Origin of the sequence: Bradyrhizobium sp. WBOS08 (assembly GCF_024585125.1) — a bacterium.
GTDB classification, from domain to species: domain Bacteria; phylum Pseudomonadota; class Alphaproteobacteria; order Rhizobiales; family Xanthobacteraceae; genus Bradyrhizobium; species Bradyrhizobium japonicum_B.
Genome location: NZ_CP028988.1, coordinates 5,998,221 through 6,020,287, shown reverse-complemented (window position 1 = coordinate 6,020,287; position 22,067 = coordinate 5,998,221). Strand labels below are relative to the sequence as shown.

Annotated in this window: 20 protein-coding genes; 3 read left to right on the top strand and 17 right to left on the bottom strand. The window is 63.2% G+C overall.

All coding sequences use genetic code 11. From position 1 onward, the window contains the following. Window positions 1-233: 233 nt before the first annotated feature. Complete coding sequence (locus DCM80_RS28350; RefSeq protein ID WP_257194704.1) at window positions 234-2,249, top strand: carbohydrate porin; 2,016 nt, start codon at window positions 234-236, stop codon at window positions 2,247-2,249. Window positions 2,250-2,546: 297 nt separating this feature from the next. Here DCM80_RS28350 and DCM80_RS28345 read toward each other — a convergent pair whose 3' ends face one another. Next, window positions 2,547-2,762 (bottom strand): hypothetical protein, encoded by a 216-nt coding sequence (locus DCM80_RS28345; RefSeq protein ID WP_257179758.1) that lies wholly within the window; start codon window positions 2,760-2,762, stop codon window positions 2,547-2,549. Between the two features lie 358 nt (window positions 2,763-3,120). Here DCM80_RS28345 and flgK point away from each other — a divergent pair, with 358 nt between their 5' ends. Both flgK and DCM80_RS28335 read left to right on the top strand, forming a co-directional pair. Beyond that, window positions 3,121-5,001 (top strand): flagellar hook-associated protein FlgK, encoded by a 1,881-nt coding sequence (gene flgK, locus DCM80_RS28340; protein WP_257194703.1) that lies wholly within the window; start codon window positions 3,121-3,123, stop codon window positions 4,999-5,001. A gap of 150 nt (window positions 5,002-5,151) precedes the next feature. Continuing rightward, entirely contained in the window at window positions 5,152-5,394 is a 243-nt protein-coding gene (locus tag DCM80_RS28335; RefSeq protein ID WP_257179756.1) for a DUF2171 domain-containing protein, read from the top strand. Between the two features lie 95 nt (window positions 5,395-5,489). Here the strand turns inward: DCM80_RS28335 and DCM80_RS28330 are convergent, their stop codons facing one another. The 16 genes from DCM80_RS28330 to DCM80_RS28255 all read right to left on the bottom strand — a co-directional run bounded on the left by DCM80_RS28330 (window position 5,490) and on the right by DCM80_RS28255 (window position 21,809). Further along, the gene (locus tag DCM80_RS28330; protein ID WP_257179755.1) at window positions 5,490-5,720 is read right to left on the bottom strand and encodes a hypothetical protein; all 231 of its coding nucleotides are present in this window, start codon (window positions 5,718-5,720) and stop codon (window positions 5,490-5,492) included. 51 nt (window positions 5,721-5,771) lie between these two features. After that, complete coding sequence (locus DCM80_RS28325) at window positions 5,772-7,010, bottom strand: tetratricopeptide repeat protein (RefSeq protein WP_257194702.1); 1,239 nt, start codon at window positions 7,008-7,010, stop codon at window positions 5,772-5,774. A 312-nt stretch (window positions 7,011-7,322) separates the two neighbouring features. Beyond that, window positions 7,323-8,312, bottom strand: a complete 990-nt coding sequence (locus DCM80_RS28320) for a cation diffusion facilitator family transporter (RefSeq protein ID WP_257179753.1) — start codon at window positions 8,310-8,312, stop codon at window positions 7,323-7,325. Beyond that, a complete protein-coding gene (locus tag DCM80_RS28315; protein ID WP_257179752.1) occupies window positions 8,305-9,204 on the bottom strand; it encodes a cation diffusion facilitator family transporter in 900 nt (299 codons plus the stop codon). Before DCM80_RS28315 ends, DCM80_RS28320 begins: the two co-directional genes overlap by 8 nt. A gap of 3 nt (window positions 9,205-9,207) precedes the next feature. Beyond that, window positions 9,208-10,068, bottom strand: coding sequence for a hypothetical protein (locus DCM80_RS28310; protein WP_257194701.1), 861 nt, complete (start codon window positions 10,066-10,068; stop codon window positions 9,208-9,210). Then, entirely contained in the window at window positions 10,065-10,520 is a 456-nt protein-coding gene (locus tag DCM80_RS28305) for a hypothetical protein (protein ID WP_257194700.1), read from the bottom strand. The genes DCM80_RS28310 and DCM80_RS28305 overlap by 4 nt, the downstream gene beginning before the upstream one ends. Window positions 10,521-10,584: 64 nt before the next feature. Continuing rightward, a complete protein-coding gene (locus tag DCM80_RS28300) occupies window positions 10,585-10,824 on the bottom strand; it encodes a PilZ domain-containing protein (protein ID WP_257180730.1) in 240 nt (79 codons plus the stop codon). 25 nt (window positions 10,825-10,849) lie between these two features. Further along, on the bottom strand, window positions 10,850-11,164 hold the full coding sequence (locus DCM80_RS28295) for a hypothetical protein (RefSeq protein ID WP_257194699.1): 315 nt from the start codon (window positions 11,162-11,164) through the stop codon (window positions 10,850-10,852). 1 nt (window position 11,165) lies between these two features. Beyond that, on the bottom strand, window positions 11,166-12,341 hold the full coding sequence (locus DCM80_RS28290) for an OpgC domain-containing protein (RefSeq protein WP_257194698.1): 1,176 nt from the start codon (window positions 12,339-12,341) through the stop codon (window positions 11,166-11,168). Then, the gene (locus DCM80_RS28285) at window positions 12,338-14,545 is read right to left on the bottom strand and encodes a cation-translocating P-type ATPase (protein ID WP_257194697.1); all 2,208 of its coding nucleotides are present in this window, start codon (window positions 14,543-14,545) and stop codon (window positions 12,338-12,340) included. The genes DCM80_RS28290 and DCM80_RS28285 overlap by 4 nt, the downstream gene beginning before the upstream one ends. Continuing rightward, complete coding sequence (locus tag DCM80_RS28280) at window positions 14,542-17,760, bottom strand: efflux RND transporter permease subunit (RefSeq protein ID WP_257194695.1); 3,219 nt, start codon at window positions 17,758-17,760, stop codon at window positions 14,542-14,544. Before DCM80_RS28280 ends, DCM80_RS28285 begins: the two co-directional genes overlap by 4 nt. Further along, window positions 17,753-18,742 (bottom strand): divalent metal ion exporter adaptor subunit IhpB, encoded by a 990-nt coding sequence (ihpB, locus tag DCM80_RS28275; RefSeq protein ID WP_257194694.1) that lies wholly within the window; start codon window positions 18,740-18,742, stop codon window positions 17,753-17,755. Before ihpB ends, DCM80_RS28280 begins: the two co-directional genes overlap by 8 nt. Then, window positions 18,739-20,010 (bottom strand): divalent metal ion exporter subunit IhpA, encoded by a 1,272-nt coding sequence (gene ihpA, locus DCM80_RS28270; RefSeq protein WP_257194693.1) that lies wholly within the window; start codon window positions 20,008-20,010, stop codon window positions 18,739-18,741. The genes ihpB and ihpA overlap by 4 nt, the downstream gene beginning before the upstream one ends. A gap of 54 nt (window positions 20,011-20,064) precedes the next feature. Further along, window positions 20,065-20,373 (bottom strand): hypothetical protein, encoded by a 309-nt coding sequence (locus DCM80_RS28265; protein WP_257194692.1) that lies wholly within the window; start codon window positions 20,371-20,373, stop codon window positions 20,065-20,067. A 261-nt stretch (window positions 20,374-20,634) separates the two neighbouring features. Next, a complete protein-coding gene (locus tag DCM80_RS28260) occupies window positions 20,635-21,282 on the bottom strand; it encodes a class I SAM-dependent methyltransferase (RefSeq protein WP_257194691.1) in 648 nt (215 codons plus the stop codon). Further along, window positions 21,279-21,809 carry a MarR family winged helix-turn-helix transcriptional regulator gene (locus DCM80_RS28255; protein ID WP_257194690.1) on the bottom strand — a complete coding sequence of 177 codons (531 nt, stop codon included), beginning with the start codon at window positions 21,807-21,809 and terminating at the stop codon, window positions 21,279-21,281. The genes DCM80_RS28260 and DCM80_RS28255 overlap by 4 nt, the downstream gene beginning before the upstream one ends. Window positions 21,810-22,067: the final 258 nt, after the last annotated feature.

Genomic DNA, 22,067 nt, shown 5'->3' with positions numbered 1-22,067 from the left:
GATGCGTGTCGTCCACCATCGCGCTCCATCACCTACCCTCGCGGCGTCGAGCGTTCGAGGTCGCTTGCGACTGGGCGGGGTCCTAAACGGGTATGCACAACCGCGGGTGCTGCAGGGTCGCTGTGAAACATTTCGCGGCGAACGCACGCCCTGGTCAATCCAGCGACGGGATTGGCGGCGTGCAGGCTAGATTCAAATTGTTGCCAAGCGGCCGCCGCCGTATCGAAAGCGGTATGAAGAGGCGGACGCTCGACGCGATTAAGAAGATCATCATCGGCATGATCCTGGCGGGCGGTCCGGCCGCCGAGGGACTTTCAGCCGATCTCGGCGGGGTCCGGCCCGGCCAGGCCGTCGACTGGAGCGGCCCCTTCGTCGGTGGCCATTTCGCCTATGGCGTCGGGTCCTCGCAGTACGCTTTCGGCGCCCCGGGACTGGCTCCGTCGTCCGGATCGATCGACCTGACGAACTCCCTCAACGCGTTCAAGGGAACCGGCTCCTACGCTCTCGGACTGAGCGCCGGATACAATCACGTGCTGCCCTCACGCATGGTCGTCGGCGTCGAGGGCGATCTCACCTTTCCGAACACGATCTCCGGGACGGCCGCCGTCGGCACCGCGCAGGGACCGGCGACCTTGAAGGAAACCGTCCTGACGTCGGGTACGCTGCGCGCTCGCTTGGGCTATGCGCCGGGACCCTGGTTGTTCTACGCAACAGGCGGCTTCGCATGGAGCTACGATCAGGCGACGCTCGACCCGCTCGACGGCACCCCGGGAGACAAGATCGGTTTCACTCGGCTCGGCTCCGCCTGGGGCGCCGGCGCCGAAGTCGCCCTGTCGGCAAACTGGTCGGCGCGGTTCGAATATCTCTACACGGACTTCGGCGCGAAGGAGAAAGGGTTTGGCGGCACGCAGCGTCTGTCCTCGGATCTCGCGGTGCAGACCGCCCGCCTCGGCCTCAACTACCGCTTCGGTCAAAATGGGCAGAAGGTTCTCGAGGACGGCTTGATGCCCTTCGAAACCGACCAGTTCAGCATCCATGGGCAGACGACCTATCTGCAGCAGTATGCGGCGCCTTTCCGCTCGCCCTACACGGGGACGAACAGCCTCATTCCGAACCAGACCCGTCAGACCTGGGACGTGACGCTCTACGCCGGGTTCAGGCCGTGGCAAGGCGGAGAGTTCTGGGTCAACCCGGAGATCGATCAGGGGTTCGGCTTGAGCTCGACCTTGGGTGTGGCCGGATTTCCGAGCGGCGAGGCCTACAAGGTCGGATCCGCTGCGCCCTACGCCCGCATTCCCCGCGCCTTCTTCCGTCAGACGTTCGACCTCGGCGGAGAGACCAAGAAGGTCGACGCCGACATCAACCAGTTCGCCGGCACGCAGAGTGCCGACCGCTTGGTCCTGACGGTGGGAAAATTCGCCGTCACCGACGTCTTCGACACCAACAAGTACGCCCACGACCCGCGCAAGGATTTCATGAACTGGTCGATCGTGGACACCGGCACGTTCGACTACGCCGCCGACGCCTGGGGCTTCACATACGGCGCCGCCGTCGAGTGGTACAAGGGCGACTGGACATTCCGCGGCGGCTTGTTCGATCTGTCGACCGTTCCCAACAGCACCGAGCTGGATCCGACGTTCTCCCAATTCCAGTGGATCGGAGAGATCGAACATCGCCATGAGATCTGGGGCAAGCCGGGCAAGGTCGCGGTTACGGGTTTCTTGACGCGCGGGCGCATGGGTCGCTTCGACGACGCCGTTGCGCTCGCGCAAGCGACGGGCACAGCCGCGGACACCGCCCTGGTCCGGCGCTATCAGAGCCGGGCCGGCATCAGCGTCAACCTGGAGCAGGAGGTCACGAAGGACCTCGGCGTCTTCGCCAGAGCCGGCGTCGCCGACGGCTCCAAGGAGTCCTACGAATTCACCGACATCGATACGACGGTTGCCGCCGGCCTGTCGCTCGCGGGATCTTCATGGAACAGACCCAACGACACGTTCGGAATCGCCGGCGTGGTGAACGGTATCTCGCAAGCGCGCCGGACCTACCTCGATGCGGGCGGTCTCGGCATTCTCGTCGGCGATGGACGCCTGCCGAATGCCGGCCCCGAGAAGATCATCGAAACCTACTACAGCTTTCCGCTGTGGTCGTGGCGAGCCACGCTGGACTACCAGCTCGTCGTCAACCCAGCCTACAACCGCGACCGCGGTCCGGCATCGATCTTCGGCGTGCGCGTTCGCTCGCAGTTCTGACCGCCACGTCGGCCACGCGTAGCGTGCATCGCCAACGACTGGATCGCGTCGGCGGAAACGGCGCTGGCAACAGCGTTTTCAGTCAACACTGTCAGCGGCTGGAAACTACCTTGGAAGCGCCCTGACGGCCGTTCTCTCCGACGAGGCGGGCTTCTGGATTCCTGATGCGGATTTCGACGCGCCCCCCTCTCCGATAGAGAAAACCAGAAGGCCGCCCCGGAGGGCGGCCTTTTTCTTCGCGTCGCTGCCAGGCCGAGTTGCTGGGGAGGACACCTCGCCTGGCGTTCCGCGAAGTTTTCAATAGCGGTGGCCGTGCCCGCGCTTAATGACGACGGTCCGGTTTCCGTGCGTTCTCATGCCGCGGTACATGCCGGCGCCATAATGGCCGCGCATCTCTGCCCGCGCGCCGTATCCACCATGATGTCCGCCCTTCTTGACGATCACCGTCTCCGCCGTAGCCGGCAGAGCGAACGAGATGGCCAAGCCGAATACCAAAAGACCAAGCTTCTTCATGTTCCGAGTCCCTCTCTCATCAGTCGTTAACTAAGTCACACGTCATCGTGACGTTCCCTTCTGCGGAAGAGTCCGGTTGCGACCAATTTACACACGACTAACGATCGCCTTGTGAGCGCAGGGCGCCGAGCAACGTTGCTTTGTTCCCGGCGTGCGAGAGCCGAAAGCAGATTCACTCAAGCAATTTTTGCATGAGAATCTCAGGCAATTGTTACCCGCGCTCCGCGCGCGAGCACGCGGAAGACGCCGAATACTGCAGATCTAAGCGTGTTTCTGCAGTTTTCATCGTTGGCACAGTTCTTGCGAATTTCGGAACACGTCACTCCGCCTCTTGTTTCGATCGAGAACGAGCTTCACCATGAGCCTAAACTCCGCCCTTGCCAGCGCGATGAGCGGTCTGCGTGCCAATCAGGCCGCGCTTTCGATCGTCTCGTCGAACGTCGCGAATTCGCAGACGCCGGGCTACGTCGCGCAGACACCGAACCAGATCGAGGTCACCACCGGCGACTTCGGCTCGACCGCGATGACGACAGGCGTCAGCCGGGAGCTCGACACCTATGTGCTGAACCAGCTCCGCACCGAGACCGGCGGAAGCGGCTACGCCGACCAGATGGCGAGCATCCTGAAGCAGCTTCAGAATGTGTATGGCACGCCCGGCAACAGCGGCACGCTCGAAACCGCGCTGAACAACTTCACCACGTCGCTGCAGGCGCTCTCGACCAGTGCTGGCTCGTCGTCGGCGCATAGGGTGGCGCTCGGCGCGGCGCAGGCGTTGGCACAACAGCTCAACGTCACCACCAAGGGTATCCAGTCGCTCCGCTCCAATGTCGAACAGGATCTCGGGACCTCGGCGCAGCAGGCGAACGCGGCCATGCAGAAGGTCGCCGACATCAACACCAAGCTGCAGGGCCTGTCGGCTAACGATCCGTCCGCCGCGACGCTGATGGATCAGCGCGATCAGGCCATCAACACGCTGTCGAAATATGTCGACCTCCGCGTCACCACCGACGGCTCGAACCAGGCCAACATCTACACAACGACGGGTATCCAACTGGTCGGTGCGGGTCTCGCCTCGCAATTCACGTTCTCATCTGCCGGTGCCCTCTCGGCGACCTCGCTCTACAACATCGATCCGACCAGGTCCGGCGTCGGCGCACTCAACGTCAAACTGCCGAACGGCTCGATGATCGACGTCGTCGCCAACAACGTGGTATCCTCAGGCCAGATGGCGGCCGATCTGAAGCTGCGCGACCAGACGCTGGTGCAGGCGCAGAATCAGATCGACCAACTCGCCGCCGCGATGTCGAGCGCGCTGTCGGACAAGACCACGGCCGGCAGCACGGTCTCCGGCCCGCCAGCCGGTTTCGACCTTGAACTCGCCGGCGCGCAGCCTGGCAACACCGTTAACATCACCTACACGGATACGGCCACCAACACCCAGCACCAGATCACGCTGGTCAACGTCACCGATCCGGCGGCACTGCCGCTCCAGAACGCGACCAACGCCAATCCCCTGCGGATCGGGTTGAATTTCTCGGGCGGTATGGGCGCGATCGCTTCGGCACTCAACACCGCGCTGTCCGGCACGAATTTGTCGTTCGCCGCAGCCCCATTGCCGGCGACGGCCACTACGCTGCGGGTTACCGGCGACAGCACCGGCCTTACCAAGGTCAATTCGTCCTCCAGCACCAAGACGATCTCGTCGCTGACTTCCGGCAATCCGCAGATTCCGTTGTTCACCGATGGCGGACAGGCCCTCTATACCGGCGCGATATCGGCATCGGGCTCTCAGATGACCGGCCTTGCCGGTCGCATCGCCGTCAATACGCAGCTCGCCTCCGATCCGAGCAAGCTTTCGGTCTACAACACCTCGCCGGCGACGCCCGCGGGCGACACCACTCGCTCGGACTATCTCTACTCGCAGCTCACGACGGCGGTGTACTCCTACTCACCGCAGACTGGACTCGGCTCGTCGAGCCAGCCATTTACCGGCAGCATCTCGAGCTACCTCCAGCAGTTCCTGAGCGTCCAGGGTAATGCCGCGACGCAGGCGACCCAACTTCAGCAGGGCCAGAACGTCGTCGTCTCGACGCTCCAGGCCAAGTTCAATTCGACCTCCAGCGTCAACCTGGACTCGGAGATGTCGAACTTGATCCAGCTTCAGAATGCCTATGCGGCGAATGCCAAAATCATGTCGGTCATTCAGGAAATGATGGACGTGCTCATTAGAGCTCAATGAGCGACTTGAGAAAGCCGTCACTGCTTTGCATCGCGCTGTTGATATTTCACGCCGGTAATCAGATTCCCCGTGGGACATCCTTCAGCCGAGCGAAAGCAACCTTCCCGGTACGGGGGCGTTGCATCCTTTCCACTCACTGGAGGATACCCCATGCCGGACACATCGCAGATCAAAGAGCATATGGACGTGATTTCTTCGGACAAGAAGACCGTGGGAAAGGTCGACCATCTGGAGGGTAGCGATAAGATAAAGCTCACCAAGCAGAGTTCGCCCGACGGCGACCACCATCACTTCATCCCCGTGTCCTGGATCGATCATGTGGACCAGCACGTCCATCTAACGAAATCAGGCGACGAAGTCACCGCTCACTGGCAGCATGAAGGCCGCAAGTAAACGAGCCTGCTAGACGCGAAACCGCGCGTCCGTTCGGCTGCCGACGCAACGGCAGCCGAACGGCTCCTCAAACGCCGCCGAGAGTGCGCCGAAACTCAGGCAGCGAATAGCTTCCGTAGAGCGACCACGGCGGCCGCTGCGCCCAGCGGAGCGACTAGCGTGACCCAATTGCTGTCGGGAAACGCACGATACAGCACGATGCCGATCGAGCCGGATGACAATGCTATCAGCGTCAATAGTCCAACGACGAAGAAAACGCGCTGAACCTTGGACATGCGGCGCGATTCCGCATCCTCCTTCTCACTTTCGCGGCGAACCACGTCCATCCTTTCGCATTGAATTTGAAGGTACCCCGTGGTCGACGACGCGGGCCTCCGCTACTTCGCCTCTTTGTCGTCGCGCAGCTCGGCTTGAGCAGCGGCGAAGATGATGTCCACGGGACGGCACCGATCCACGACCGTCCGAAGCATCCGGCGGCCGTCGGCTTTCTGTTGGCGGTGGCTTAGGAACTCACCGACGAAGAAGTCCGCCTCGCATAGCCGCCTTTCGGCTTCGGCGCCCACACCGCTGCCGGCGTCTTCGCGCACCCGGTCCATGTCCAGTTTGCCCAAGTAGAAGTCCAGGACCTGAGCCGGCCACTGGGAGCGATCCACTCTCGCCGCGTTCCGCTCAAGTTCCTCGCGGTCCGGATTGCCCTGGTGGATGCGGGCGATGTGCATCCAGATGGCGGGAAAGGCGTTCGTCGGCCTGAGTCTCGCGGCGACACGCAGGTCTTCGATCGCCCCCGAGATCTCGTTCGAATAGAGCCGAGCTCGTCCTCGTCCGAGATAAGTCGCTGGGTTGCCAGGATCGATCGTTTGGGCGCGGTCGAAATCGGCCAATGCATCCTTATAGCGTCCCATCGTCATGTAGGCGCTCGCCCTGTTCGACCAGAAGATCGGATCGGTGCCCTTGAGACGGATCGCCTCGTCGAAATCTCCGATCGCCTTGTCGGTGTCGCCCAGCAGGAGATACATGCCGCCCCGGTTGCTGTAGGCGTCCGCGAAGTCGCGCTGCAGGTCGATCGCCCGGTCGTAGTCCGATATCGCGGCCCGATAGTCCTGCTTCGCGATGAAGGCATGGGCGCGGTTGTAGAAGGCTTGTGCCGCCGTGGGATCGAGCCGGATCGCCTCCCCATAGCTTTCGATCGCCTTGTCCACCTCGCCTTTGCGTTCGTAAACCGAACCGAGATTGTTGTGAATGAGCGCGCTGGTCGGGTTCAGCCGCAGCGCCTGCATGAGATCGTCCCGTGACTTGTCGAATTCCCGTCGATCGCTCCATGCCAGAGCGCGATACACGTAGGAATTCGGGAACTCGGGCAGCAGCGCTATCGCCGCGTCGAAATCGCCCAGGGCGAGATCGCGCAGTCCTAGCGCGTCATACGATACCCCTCGCCCGTACAGGATGAAGCCGCGTTGCTCGGGAGTGAATTGCCCTTGTTTGATTGCCTCGCTGAACAATTGGATGGCCAGCGGAAACTGCTTCCTGTCCTTTGCCGCAAACCCTTCCCGCGCGAACTCGCGGGCGCTCTGGGCGTACGACGGCGATGCCAGCCAGCACAGCAGGCTACAGGCCACGAAAAGTAACCTCAGCCCCCTCCCGAATATTTGGCTGTCGAACCCTTTTGCCCATCCCCTGCCCTTCGGAGCTTCCTTTGTCACGACCGCCCTCAATTCGCGACGCGTCTGGCAGGAAATCTGCCGTCTACGCGCACACCGCATTCCTCGCAGGAAAACACCCAGCCGCCGACCTCCGTTCGCCAGTCGCCATCGTGCGGACAGTTCGGGCATGCTACCCTCCCTCTTTCGTTTCCCACGTCGATCTCGATTTCGAGCGCCGACTTGAGACGGTGAAGGCGCTCGAGCTTGTCGTCCTCTCCCTCATCCACGCTAGACCACGTCGTCGGGCGCCAGCGCGCACGCGTTGTTCTCGTCGGTCTCGATCTGCAGGGTCGCGTGTCCGATCTTGTGCTCTGTCCTGAGCAGCCGGGCCGATTCCATCAGGAAATCGTCGCCGGGATGTCCGGTAGGCATGACCAAATGACACGTGATCGCCGTTTCCGTCGTGGAGATCGGCCAGATATGCAGGTCGTGGATCTTGGCTACGCCCGGCCGCTGCAGCAGAAACGACCGGACGGCTTCCATGTCGGTTCCGGCCGGTGCCGCGCTCAATGACATCGCGACCGAGCCGCGCAGAAGGCTCCATGTGCTCCACAGGATGACGGCGCAGATGACCAGGCTCATTCCAGGATCCAGCCAAAGCCAACCGGTCCAGAGGATGAGCGCTGCTGACGCCACGACGCCGGCCGAAACGGCGGCGTCGCCTGCCATGTGCAGAAATGCCCCCTGAATGTTGATGTCGCCCTTGCGGCCGCTCGCGAACAGCATGGCCGTGGCGCCGTTGACGACGATGCCGATGGCGGCGACCACCATCACGGTCAGGCCGGCGACGGGCTCCGGTTCGTACAGCCGCAATATGGATTCCCATCCGATGGCGCCGGTCGCGACGAGAAGAAACACGGCGTTCGCAAGCGCCGCCAGGATCGACGCCCCCTTCAGACCGTAGGTGAAACGGCCGCTGGGCGCTCGCTTCGAGGCGACTGACGCGGCCCACGCCACGACCAGGCCGAGTACGTCACTCAGATTGTGCCCGGCGTCTGCCATCAGTGCCGTCGAATTTCCGAGGTAGCCATAGACGGCTTCGGCCACGACCAGAGCGGTGTTCAGCCCGATGCCGATGGCAAAGGCTTTGCCGAAGCTCGCCGGAGCGTGGACGTGACCGAGCCCGCCATGATCGTGATCGCGGTCATGATCGTGCCGGTCGGCACCATGATGATGCCGGTGATCATGGTCGGCGCTTCGGTGACCCGGCTCAGACATGGAGCACGGTTTCCTCAGCTCTCATGGCCTCGTCCTCGATTTGGATCGTCGTGTGCTCGATGCCGTATTCCGCCTTCATCAGGTTCCGGGCCTCGCGCAGCGCCTCCCGGCCCGCCGACATGTCGGTGACGAGGAGGTGGCAACTCATGGCGTCGAAGCCGGACGTGACGGTCCAGACGTGCAGATCGTGGACGGCCACGGTTCCCGGGATGGCAAGCAGCTTCTTCTCGATGGCACCGGTATCGACGTTGGGCGGGGTCCCCTCCATCAGGATGTGCGTGACTTGGCTGAGGAGCGACCACGTCCGGGGCACGATGAACAATCCGATGCCTGCGCCGATGATCGGGTCTGCGAGAACCCAGCCCTTCCACATCATGAGCAGCGCGGCCACGATCACGCCGATCGATCCGAGCATGTCGCTCAGCACTTCGAAGTACGCGCCCTTGACGTTCAGGCTTTCGGACGACCCGCTCGAGAGCAGCCACATGCTGACCAGATTGACGGCCAGGCCGATGGCGGCGACGATGAGCATCGGTCCGCTCAAGACCTCGGGGGGCGACAGGAAGCGCTGATAGGCTTCGTACAGGATGTAGACCGTCAGCAGCAGCAGCACGACCGCATTGGCCAGCGCCGACAAAACCTCCATCCTAAGGTAGCCGAAGGTCCGCTGCGGGGTCGCTTCGCGGGCGGCGAAGCGGATCGCGAGCAACGCCAGCGCGAGTCCGCCGACGTCGGTTAGCATGTGGGCGGCGTCCGCGAGCAGCGCCAAGCTGCCGGTCACAAGTCCTCCGATGACCTCCGCAATCATGTAGGTCGCGGTCATCGCGAGGGCCCAAGCGAGCCTCTTCGCGTGTCTAGCGCCGGCCGTTCCGACGGATCCTCCTCCGTGCATGTGTCAATCTCCCGTCGCGGTCGTATTTTGGGCGCCGCCGTCCGGATCTTCGAGCGTCCGGCGCAGGTTTCGCTCGAGTTCGTCGAGCAGGAAGAAGCTCACGTCGTCCACCGAGCCGTGCCCCTTGGCGAACGGCTGCTCTAGGAGGCGGACGAGGTAGAGGACGTAGACGAACATGAAGGTGATGAAGCCGAACAGCAGTGCAGATGCCGGGTCGCCTTCCGTCTTCAGCAGCAGGAGCAGCAGTACGATCGAGAACACCAGCGTCTGCACCAGCACGTGCACGGACGGCACGAACTCGACGCGCTGAATGGTGTAGATCCGGAGCAAGGCTCTCCGGATCACGTCCTGGTTCGTCCGGAGGCGGACGACGAAGTTCGCGGCCATGCCCATGCCCTCGAGCCGACCCAGGATCGGCGTCAGCTTGGCCAGCTCATCGAGGGCGGGAGGAACGTTCTTGTGGCCGTTTTTGTGCCCGAGGCCCTCGCGGAGCCTGTCGATCAAGGCAAGCAACAACAGCCGCGCCTTCCGCAGGTCGAAGGCATCGTTGGTCTGCGCGAAGCAAGTGAGGTCGCCTTCGATCGCCTCGATGGAATTCCTGAGATCGGCCGGGATCTTCTCCGCCTCCTTGTAGTCCTGGAGGATGCTCGACAGCAGAAAGCCGACGATGAACACGGCACCGCCGATGCCGCTGGTCAGCAGGCCGTTGAGATCGAGGAACTCGAATCCGAAGTAGTGGACCGCGACCTTCGCCGCACTCAGAAGCAGCACGACGACGCCCACGGTGAAGAACAGCCGGAACTTCTTCCAAAGGGAGATGTCGGCGCCACCGAAATGAAGATGCGAGATGATCGATGACGTCACCGCTCTTGGCCCTTTCCGAATGAATGGACGGGCGCGAATGTGCGTCCGTTCCAACGTAGTATCGCCGGCCGGCCTCCCTCGAGCTCCAATGCGACGGTCCCGCCGGCGTTGATCAGCTTCATGTCGTCGACATAGGCGCTGAAGACACGGCGCGAACGGCCACCCCGCTCCAGGTAGACTTCATGAAGGCATCGTTCCGCCCGGCAGATGGCTTCTCGCCGTTCGCAGGCGAAGTTTTCGAAATGCAACGACCTGAAGTGCAGGCCGCCGGCATCGATGGTCGTAGAGAAGTAGTGCGTCGCTGCAGCTTTCCCGCCGCATGGACGCTCCAGACGGGCCAGGCCGTGACGGATGTCGACCGGAAGCAAGTCGATGTGTTCCGCGGCATACGGGCGTTCGCTCGCGATACTGCCGCGACCCTCGGCGGCGCCTATGGCCGCGATCAGACTCAAGATGCTTCCGAGCGCCAAAAAGGGTCCATACTTCCTCATTTGCGCCTCCGCTGCCGAGCCGAACTCACTCTTCGAACTCCACACCCAACCGCTTCTCCTTGACCCACGCGACACGACACGCGCGCCGTGTTCCGTCCGCCGGCACCACAAGCGTGAACTCGCGAGGGATTCCGAGCGGACTTTCAACCTCCAACATCGCGCCGCGATCGCTGAGATTCCGGATGGAGCAATCGATCGCGGAGCTTCCGAACTCGATCGATCCCTTCTTGAGAACCCTCCGGCGCTGGTCTCCACGTCGTTCCATTCCGGCTGCTCCGGCGGTCATGCGATCAGTCGACCGCCTTCTCGGCCTTCTCGCCGAGCTTGACGATGTCGCCCTGCGTGAAGAGGATTCCCTTGAGCTCCTCGCGCCACTCCTTCTTCCGCCGCAGCAGAAATTCGAGGTTCATCCCGAAATGCTTGAACTCCTCCTTCTGCGCGTTCGCCATGATGGCCTTAGCCTTCTTGTCCTTCTCGACCGACATCCGCTGTTCGTACCAATTGATCGCTTCGGCTTCCTCGATCAGCGAAGCCATCATCCGCGCGAAGGTGCGGATCTCCTGCGAAAGCTCCTGCGGCGGTTCGTGGTATTGGTCGAAACCCATCTTATCGCTCCCTTTGCGCTAGTCGTGGCTGACGGATCGGTTCGCGCTCTGGCGCTTTTCGGCCGGATGCCGCGCGAAAGGCCCTGGTCCATGTCTTGAAATAGGCGAAGGCGATCATGATGCCGATGCCGGCGACACTGACGACGATCTGGAAGGCGAGCGAATCGGAGACGAGGTCGATGGCGAAGTAGGCGACGAAGGCGAGGAATACGCCTACGCAGAAGACTTCGAGCGACCGCTCTCCGCACAGCCGCAGCGGCCGAAGCCAAGGAGCTGACAGGAACGGCGCCTCCTTCGGAATCAGTCGCGAGACGACGATCGCGAGCGCCAGAAAATGGACGACGCGGTACGGCGCGAGATGCGTCTTGTTGTTCGGAATGAACAGCGACCGGACGGGCTCGGGGACCATTTCCGCGTTGCCGGTCCGCGCTGCGAGCGTGACGATCGCGGCAAACAGGAGAAAGAGACAGGCGGCGGCAAGCGTCGTCCTCGAATAGATGAGCGTCCTCGCCGCAGTCGCGCCCCCGACCGCAACCCACGCGCCGATGACGAACAGGAACTGCCATGCGAACGGGTTGAAGTACCAATGGCCGGCGGGATACGCCCTTAGATTCCATCCCCACACCTGTGCCGCGACGTAGACGCCCGCCGAGATCACCAGCGCGACGTTGGGCCACCTCATGAGGACCCACAGCAGCGGTGGAAACGCGATCATCAAGGCGATGTAGAGCGGCAGGACGTCGAGGTTCAGCGGCTTGTATTCGAGCAAGAGCCCGTGCTTGAGGAACTCGACCGGGTCTCGAATGAGAAGCCGGATGTTGAACTCGTCGAGCAGGTGGGCGTGGCCGTACCGTTGCGCGACGTATCCGATGGTGACGACGTAGAAGACGAACAGCAGGATGTAGGCGACATAGAGCTGCCATGCCCTGCCGAGAACGCCAAGGGCGGCGGCGAGAAAGCCCCTTGCCCGCGCCATACGCGCGTAGACGAACGCCACGGTATATCCGGACACGAACACGAACAGTTCGGCGGCATCGCTGAAACCGTAGTTTCGGGCCGTGATCCAGGCGACCGCGTTGTTCGGAACGTGGTCGACGAAGATCGCCCAGTTAGCGAGCCCCCGGAACAGATCGAGGCGCAGATCGCGGTCGCCGGCTTGGACCCCGTTGGCGGTCATGTGGACGCCCCCTCGCCCGCTCCGCCGCTGCCCGGTATTGAGAGCAGCCGCAGCGCGTTCATGGTGACCAGAACGGTCGCGCCGGTGTCGGCGAGGATGGCGGGCCAGAGTCCGGTGATCCCCGCGATCGTGGTGACCAGAAAGACCGCCTTCAGCCCCAGTGAGATCGAGATATTCTGCCGGATGACACCCATCGTCCGCCTGGACAGATCGATCATTGCCGGCACGTCGGCGACACGCCCGTGAAGGACTGCGGCGTCCGCCGTCTCGAGCGCCACGTCGGTGCCGCCACCCATCGCCACGCCGACGTCCGCAGCGGCGAGGGCCGGCGCATCGTTGATGCCGTCGCCGACCTTCAGCACCACCTCACCCTGGTTCTTGTACGCCTCGACGGTGCGCTGCTTGTCCTCCGGCATCATTTGCGCGCGATGGTCGATGCCGAGATCGCGCGCAAGCGCCGCGGCGGTACGGGGATTGTCGCCCGTGAGCATGACCGAACGGACCCTGGAGTCGGCCAGGCGACGCAGCGCGGCGACGGCATCGCTCCGCAACTCGTCCCGCATGGCAATGCAGCCGGCGATCTCGCCATTGACGACGAGTACCGATACCGTCTTGCCCCGTTCGTTGAGCGCCTCGACGAGCTTTCGCTGGTCTTCGGCCAGCGGGACGATCCGTTCAGCCGCAGCGGGTGAGCCGAGGAAGACCGTACGTCCCCCGAGATTCGCCCTGACGCCTTCTCCCGCCAGATTTACGAAGTCCTCGACCGGCTGCGGCCGAGCGTTCTTGTCGGAGGCCGCCTGCAGGATGGCGAGAGCGAGAGGATGGCTGGAGCCGCGCTCGAGCGACGCGGCAACCGATAATACCTCGACCTCCCCGTGACCGAACCCGACGACGTCCGTGACCTTTGGCTTGCCCGCGGTGAGCGTTCCCGTCTTGTCGAAGCAGGCGACGGTGACGTCGCGCAAGCGCTCGAGGACGGCTCCTCCCTTCAGGAGCAGGCCCCGCCGCGCTCCGGACGCGAGACTTGCGGCGATGGCCGCCGGCGTCGAGATCACCAGCGCGCAGGGACAACCGATCAGAAGGATGGCCAATCCCTTGTAGATCCACTCGCGCCAGGTTGCGCCTGTCCAAACGAGCGGCGGCAGGCCCGCTACGATCGTGGCGACCACCACTACGCCAGGCGTATAGTAGCGCGAGAACCGGTCGATGAAGCGCTCTGTGGGCGCCTTCGATTCCTGGGCCTCCTCGACCAACTTGACGACCCGGGCGATGGTGTTGTCCTGGGCGGCAGCGGTGACCTTGATCCGGAGCAGAGCCTCTCCGTTCACTGTGCCGGCGAATACGGCATCCCCGGCTTTCTTGCGGACCGGCGTGCTCTCGCCGGTCACGGGCGCCTCGTCGATGGCGCTATCTCCGGATACGATGACACCGTCGGCTGGAATGCGATCGCCGGGGCGAACCTGGATCAGAGCATCGACGGATAGAGTCTCGGCTTCCACCTCGCTGACTTGGCCATCGGAGTCCTCGAGACGGGCGATCTTCGGGACGAGCTTGGTCAAATCCCGGATGCTCGCCCTCGCCCGACCCGCAGCGAACCCTTCGAGAAGTTCACCGATCAGAAACAGGAAAACGACAGTCGCCGCTTCTTCCGTCGCGCCGATGAAGACCGCGCCAACGGCCGCGATGGTCATCAGCATCTCGATCGAGAACGGCGTTCCGGCGAAGGCCGCCAAAAATGCTCGCTTGGCGATGGGGACCAGCCCGACCAGCATCGCAAGCAGGAAGGCCCAACTCTCGATGCTGGGGATGCCCTTTCCCAAGGCGAAGGCGACCACCAGCGCCGTTCCGCTCGCGATCGTCGCGTCAACTTTGCTCGACCGCCACCATAGTTCCCGGCCGGAGGCGGCGTGATGGTCGTGGCCGTGACCATCATGATCATTGCCATGATCATGATGGTGCGCCGGCTCCTCCTTGGTCTTGGGGCGTTCGTCCTCGACGACGTACCCCAAGGCCGCGATCTGGCGGCTGACCGTCTCCCGCTGGATAGCCCCCTCATGTTCGACCGAAACGCTTCCGCCGGTCACCGAGACCTCGACGCCTCTCACTCCGGGCATCCGCGAGACGGCGTTCTCGATCTTCGTGGCGCAGGCCGCGCAGTCCATCCCGCCGACCCGAAGTCTCATCTTCTGGGCTGCTTCGGTCATGCGTGGCTTTCCACGGCAGCGCCTTCGACATCGTCCGGCTTAGGGGCCGGCGCGGAGTCCTTTCGGAACAAGACGTAAAGAGCCGGCAGCACCAGCAGCGTCAGAATCGTGGAGGAGATGATGCCGCCGATGACGACGGTAGCGAGGGGCCGCTGCACCTCCGCGCCGGCGCCCGTTGCGATCGCCATGGGAACGAAGCCCAGCGAGGCGACCAGCGCCGTCATCAGCACGGGTCGCAAGCGGGTCACCGCGCCTTCATGGACAGCCTCAAGCACGGACTTTCCTTCCTGCCTGAGCCGGTTGATGAACGCGATAATGACCAGGCCGTTGAGGACCGCGACGCCCGACAGCGCGATGAAGCCGACCCCCGCGCTGATCGACAGCGGGATGCCCCGCAACAACAACGCCAGCACGCCGCCGGTCAGCGCCAGCGGCACGCCGCTGAACACCAGAAGCGCATCGGCGATCGATCCGAAGCTCATGAAGAGCAGCAGCAGCACCAGCAGCAGTGCCACTGGAACAACGATGGTCAGCCGCTTGGTCGCCGAGACCAGTTGCTCGAACTGCCCTCCCCAGCCGATCCAGTAGCCCGCCGGGAGCTTGACCTTCTGCGCGACCGCACCCTGCGCTTCGGACACGAAAGAACCGAGATCTCTCTCGCGTACGTTGGCCGTCACCACGATGCGCCGCTTGCCGTTCTCCCGGCTGATCTGGTTCGGACCTGGCGCGGAATCGACGGTCGCTACCGACGATAGCGGCACGTAGCGAGGCTGTACTCCGGACCCTGCCGACAAAGCGGTCTTGGTGATCGGAGCCGATCCTGGCTCCTCGGCAGGCAACGGAATCGGGATCGCACGAATCGCTTCGATGTTGCCGCGCAGACGCTCCGGAAGCCTCACGACGATATCGAATCGCCGATCGCCCTCGAAAAGCTTGCCGACGCTTTTTCCGCCGACGGCGATCTCCACGATGTTCTGCACATCGCCGACACTGAGGCCGTAGCGGGACAGAGCCCGCCGGTCGAGCTTGACGGTGAGGATCGGCAGGCCCGCGACCTGCTCGGTCTTCACGTCGGTAGCCCCTCGGATGCCCTGAATTACGGACTGCACCTGACTGGCAGCTCCTTGCAGCACGTCGAGGTCGTCGCCGAAGATCTTGATGCCGACGTCGCTGCGGACGCCTGAAATCAGCTCGTTCACGCGCAACTGGATCGGCTGCGATACCTCATAGTTGCTGCCGGGAATGTCGTTGGCGGCCTTCTCGATCTCTTCGACCAATTCCGCCTTCGGCTTCTCCGGGTCCGGCCACTCGCTGCGCGGCTTGAGCATGATGTACCCGTCCGACATCGACGGCGCCATCGGATCGGTAGCGACCTCAGCCGTGCCTGTCCGGGTGAAGAACTCCTTCACCTCGGGCAGTTGCTGGATCCTCTTTTCCAGCGCCATCTGCAGATCTAGCGACTGCGTCAGGCTCGTTCCGGGAATCCGGATCGCGGCCAAAGCGACGTCGCCCTCATCGAGGCTCGGGATGAACTCGCCACCCATGCGGCTCGCGGCGAACAAGCTCGCGCCGACGATCACAACCGCCAAGACCGCCACGACGCCCCGGAAGGCGATTGCACGGTCTAGAAGCGGCAGATAGACGCGCTTGGCGCCGCGCATGAAGAAGTTCTCCTCCTCGGACACCTTGCCGGTGACCACGATCGCGACGGCTGCGGGCACGAAGGTGACGGAGAACAGCGCCGCTGCGGCAAGCGCCATCAGCACGGTCAGCGCCATCGGCGTGAACATCTTGCCTTCGACCCCTGTCAGGGTCAGCACCGGCAGGTACACGACCGCGATGATTAGCGTTCCGAATAGGCTCGGTTTGATGACCTCTGCCGACCCGTTGCGGATCGTCTCCAGCCGCTCTTCCAGGCTCAGCAGCCGGCCCTTCTCATGCTGCGCCTCCGCGAGCAGTCGGAGACAGTTTTCGACGATGATGACTGCACCGTCGACGATGATGCCGAAGTCGATGGCCCCGAGGCTCATCAGGTTGGCGCTGACCTTCGTTTCGACCATACCGGTGACCGTCATCGCCATCGACAACGGGATGACGCAGGCCGTGACTAGGGCTGCCCGGAAGTTGCCGAGGATGAGGAACAGCACGACGATGACGAGGATCGCGCCCTCGACGAGATTCTTCTCGACCGTCTTGACCGTCGCGTCGACGAGGTGGGTCCGATCATAGACCGCGCGGGCGACGACGCCGTCCGGAAGCGATTTGGCGATGTCGTTCAGCTTGGCTTGAACCCGCTGTGCCACCGCACGGCTGTTCTCGCCGATCAGCAGCATGGCGGTACCGAGAACCGTCTCTTTTCCGTTGAGGGTCGCTGCGCCGGTGCGGAGATCCTTGCCTTCGGTGACCTGCGCCACGTCCTTGACCCGTACCGGGACGCCGCCACGCGAGCCGATCACGATGTCCTCGATCTCGGCGATGTTGGCGACCTGGCCCGGAGTCCGGACCAGATACTGTTCGCCGTTCCTCTCGATGTAGCCGGCGCCGACGTTGGCGTTGTTGGCGGCGAGCGCCGTCATCACGTCGCGGAAACCGAGCTTGTAGGCCATGAGCTTGCCCGGATCAGGCAGCACGTGGAATTGGCGCTCGAATCCGCCGATCGTGTTGACTTCGATGACGCCCGGCACGTTGCGGAGCTGCGGTTTGATGATCCAGTCCTGGATCGTCCGCAGATCGCTCGGCGTGAACTCCTTGCCGCCCGGCGCCTTCGCCCCCGGCTTGGCTTCGACCGTATAGTGGAAGATTTCCCCGAGGCCCGTCGCGACGGGGCCCATGGCGACTTCGACGCCGACGGGAAGCTGATCCTTGACCTGCTGGATCCGTTCGTTGACGAGCTGGCGCGCGAAGTAGATGTCGGTGCCGTCCTGGAAGACGACCGTCACCTGGCTCAGCCCATATCGCGACAAGGAGCGGGTGTATTCGAGCTTGGGCAGCCCGCCCATTGCCGTTTCCACCGGGAACGTGATGCGCTGCTCGGTCTCCAGCGGCGAATAGCCTGGAGCCTGCGTGTTGATCTGCACCTGCACGTTGGTGATGTCCGGCACCGCGTCGATCGGCAGACGGGTGAAATTCCAGCCACCGAAGGCCAACAGTCCCATCACGAAGAGGATCACCAGCCAGCGCTGGCGGATGGAGAATTCGATGAGGCGCTCAATCATGCTCGGCCTCTCCTTTGCCCATCTCCGCCTTCACGACGAACGAATTCTCTGCGACATACCTTTCCCCGGCGGATATGCCGGCGCGGACCTCCACGAATTTCTGGTCGGAATCTCCGAGCTCGACGGGACGCGCCTCGAGCTTGTCGTCACCCTCGCGCACGAACACGACGCTCTTGTTCTCGAACGTCTGGATCGCGCCGGTGCGCACGGCGACCGCGACCTTCCGCTCAGCAAGGATCAGACGAGCAGTCACGAACAGTCCGGGCCGCAGCCGTCCGTCCGGGTTCGAGAGAACTACGCGCGCGATCGCCGTCTGGGTCTCGCTTGCGCCGACGGGTGCCAGGTAGGAGATCTTGCCCTTGATGTCTCCCGCGCCATCGTCCGGATCGATCAGGACCTCGTCCCCGATCCGGACGCGCCTGAGATCCTGACGGTAGATCGAGAGGTCGACCCAGATCGTCGACAGGTCCGCCACGACGAATGACGGCTTCTGCTCGGAGACGTATTCGCCGAGCGATATCTGACGGTCGATCACCGTGCCGGCGATCGGCGCCTTGAGATCGTAGACCGTCAGGCTCTGGTTGCTTTCGATGGACGCCAGCAAGTCGTCCTTGCCGATCACGTCGCCGATCCGCCGCTTGATCGCACGCGCGATGCCGGGGAAGCGCGGCGTGACCTGGACGACGGTCTCCTGATTGGCGCGTAGCACGCCGTTGAACGACAAGGTTTCGGTCAGGGTCGCAGGACCCGCTTCGGCGAAGGTGGCGCCGGCGGCCGCCAACTTGACATCGCTGATGACGATGCGGTCGGCGCCATGCTCGTCCTTCTCGGCGTGCTCGTTGCCGGCCTTCTCCTCCTTCGCGTCCTGCTTCGCGGCCTGCTGCGTCGCGGCGGGCGCGTCCTTGGGCGTCAGCATGCGATAGCCGAAGGCGCCGGCGGCGGCCGCGACCAGTGCGAGGACGATTGCGCTCGAAGTCTTCATCGTGCGCTCTCCCGCGCCAGAGCGAAGGGATTGCCGACGAGTCCTTCGATCGTGGCAACGGCGACATGGTAGTTCTGCAGCGCCTCCTGCTCCCGTAGACGAGCCTGGGTGACGTTGGCCTGCGCGTCCAACACTTCGAGCAGCGAGAAGCGCCCGGCGCCGTAACCCTGTTCGATCTCGTTGGAGGCGGCCTGGGCTTTCGGGATTCCGGAGTCGCGAAGTATCGCGAGTTCCCGCAGCGAGCCCTGAACGTTGTCGTAGGCCCGTCCAGCGACGACGATCAGCGTGTTGCGGTTCGCCTCGCGTTCCGCCCGCGTCTTGGCGAGGTTCTGCTGGGCCGAGAGGATGTTGCCCTGGTTCTGATCGAAGATCGGGATCGGAACCGTGAGGCTGAGCCGCACCGCGTCGTCGTTGGTCTCGTTGTAGTGTCGCCATCCGGCGGAAAGGCGAACGTCAGGATAAGGCCTGAGCCGCGCCAGCAGCAGTTCGGCGTTGCGTTGCGCATAGACCGCATTCCACCGGACCAGTTGCGGGTTGGCGTCGATGGCGGCGATCACCGTCTGGAACGATGGCGCGCGCGTGGTGGCGTCGAGCCGTCCGGAGACGGCGCCGAATTTCGGGGAAGTGTCGCCCATGAGCACCGCCAATTCGCGGCGCGCGCTGGCCAGGTTCGCCTTGGTGCGCTCGCGATCGGCCTTCACCAGAGCCGCTGCGACCTCGGCGCGGCCGGTCTCGGCAGGCGACGACGCACCGGCATCGACCCGGCGCTGAAGCAACGGCGTCAGCCGCTCAAGGGCGGCGACCTGCTCGTCGAGGATCTGGATCCGCCGCTGCAGCCCGAGCACGTTCAGAAACGCGATGGCCGTTTCCGACAGAATCTGCAGACGTACCGCCTGGCGCTCGATCGTCGCACCGTTGACGCCGGCCTGGCCGGCCGCGATGCGGGCCTCGCGCTTGCCGAACAGCTCGAAAAGCTGGCTGATCTGCAGCGTCGTCTCGGCCGACTTCGTCCCGCGATAGATGCCCGAACCGAATGAGTTATCCTGTTCGTAGCTCAGTTCCGGATTGAGGAGCGCCCCCGCCTGAATGCGCTGGCCCGTCGCGATCCCGATATCGCGTTCGGCGGCGGTCAAACGGGGGCTGGTCGCGAGCGCGCGCTGCAGCGCCGCCCCGAGATTGAGGGTCTGCGAATGCGACGCCGCCGTCAGCCAAGGACTGACCAGCAACGCCGTCGCGCACGCGAAACGCGTGACGCACTTTGAAAACATGATGAAAACCTGACGAAAGACGGAATCAGAGCGCGATGCGCCCAGCGGTCATTTTCAGGTCAGGAACTTCGGTGGGGGCGGATCGAGACCGCGCACGGTGTCGGTCAGAGGGGCCGTCGCCCGGATGAGGACCGCCAGCTTGGGTTCCATCACGGTCATGACCTGCTGCGGAGGCCCTGCGACGGATACCGCGAAGCAGCCATGGCAGTGATGGTCGACGATGGCACCGGTCTCAGGGCCGCTATCGGACTTGGTATCGACCATCCAAGCCACCGGGGAACCGGTTGGATTGGTCACGTCAAGGTCGAGACACCGATGCAGCGCACCCGACATCAGATAGGTCACGATCAGAAAAACGGACACGATCCCGCGCAAAGCAGGAACATGCCTCAATCCAGATCTGATCCGACTAATCGTCAATGACCACACTCTACGTTCGCGAGTTGGTAGGTAGCATGGGCACAAGGCTCACGTCGACCCGCAATATTATAACAATCCCAAACATTTGTTGCGTGTCACTCGCAACTTCTAGGAATCGAGCATGCAGGTAACCCTGCCCCAGTTCTGGGACGTAGCTGCAGGCTTTTCTTCGGAGGCAGCGTACCCGTCTTATGCGACGTTCTTTCACGGCTTCCTAAACGATAGCATTGCAACCCGTCCGATCCGCACCGAATGCGAGGACTGCGGTTTGGCCCCGGTAAAGCCCGCCTTCTTGAAGTGTTTGCCCCAAGTTCCATCGACGTGGGATTGAACCGCAATCCTGCTTGAAATCTGCGCTGCAAGGTTGAGGACGATGCGCTCTTCGCGGCTGGTCGGTCGGTCATAGTCCGCAACATAAAATACACCTCCACGGCGCAGGATTCGGAAAGTTTCCTTCGCCAAGGCGATCTTTTCATCGGGAGTTCTCAGATGAAAGGCGAGTACGCACATCGCGCGGTCGAAGCTGCCGGTGTGAACCGGAAGGGCCACAACGGAAGGTGCGTCGATGAACGTAATATTCTCAATGTGCTGTTCTTCGATCGCTCGCTTTGACTTTCGGACGATCGATGGATCGGGATCCGCTACAACGATACTGAGCTCGGTGAACCGCTCCGCAAGCGAGATCGCCGTCGCTGCGCTTCCCCGTCCGAACGCCAAGAGGCGCTCTCCGCGCTTTGGAGACATCAACTCGAACAAGGGCTCCTGCCACGACGTGTCGCGCAGCATTGCAGCGGCGAATCGGTAGTAGAGCGGTTTGAGCGCCGCCAAGACCAAAATCGATAGAAACTTCATGCGGTGTCGCGACCGCGAGGCCAATGGCGGAGCGCGTCCGAAGCCGTCAGAAGCTTCGCGCGCTTGAGGACGCTCTTCAGCTCCTCGAGTTCTGCGAGAAGCCGGTGAGCCTTGCCGCTCGCGTTATTGGCAACATACGCGTTCGCTGCGTTCATGGAGCCAGACAGGTTTTCTATCTGCCACCGAGCGTTGCTCGAGAGCGCGAGGAGAACAACACGGCGATCGGTAGCGCTCGGCTTGCGGCGGATCAGTCCTTTGGACTCGAGCAATTGAGATTGCGCCGTGACAAAGGACCCGTCCACGGCGAGCTTGTCCGACACCACGCTGACCCGCACCCCCTCTTCGTCCGCAAGATGCGATATCGCCATCAGAATGTTCCATTGAGCCACCGTGACACCCAGGCCGGCCGCCCAACACTTCTGCACTTCGCTCAAACAGCCGTGAATTTGCTTCACCTCCCAGGACAATCGCTGCAGGAGGTCGTCCGGCGCCGGAGTCTGCGAACCTTCAACTTGCTTGGTTTCCATAACGTGATCCTTCAATTCCGATGCGGTCGCCGACGGCGCCTGCAAAACGGAATGGCCCCGAAAGAGCGGCTTCTGAAAAATGCGCTGTCGATCCAGGTCGCCTGCATGCTCGCGGCCCCAGCAACTTGGCTGAGCTCGCAAAGGCTTTGAGAGCGACGCCGTCGCCATCCCAAAGGCAGGGACGACAGCATCGCGCTGCGGCGCGAGGGAGGTTCGACGGAAAACGGAAACAGGACGCGCGATGCGTCCCGCGTCGTT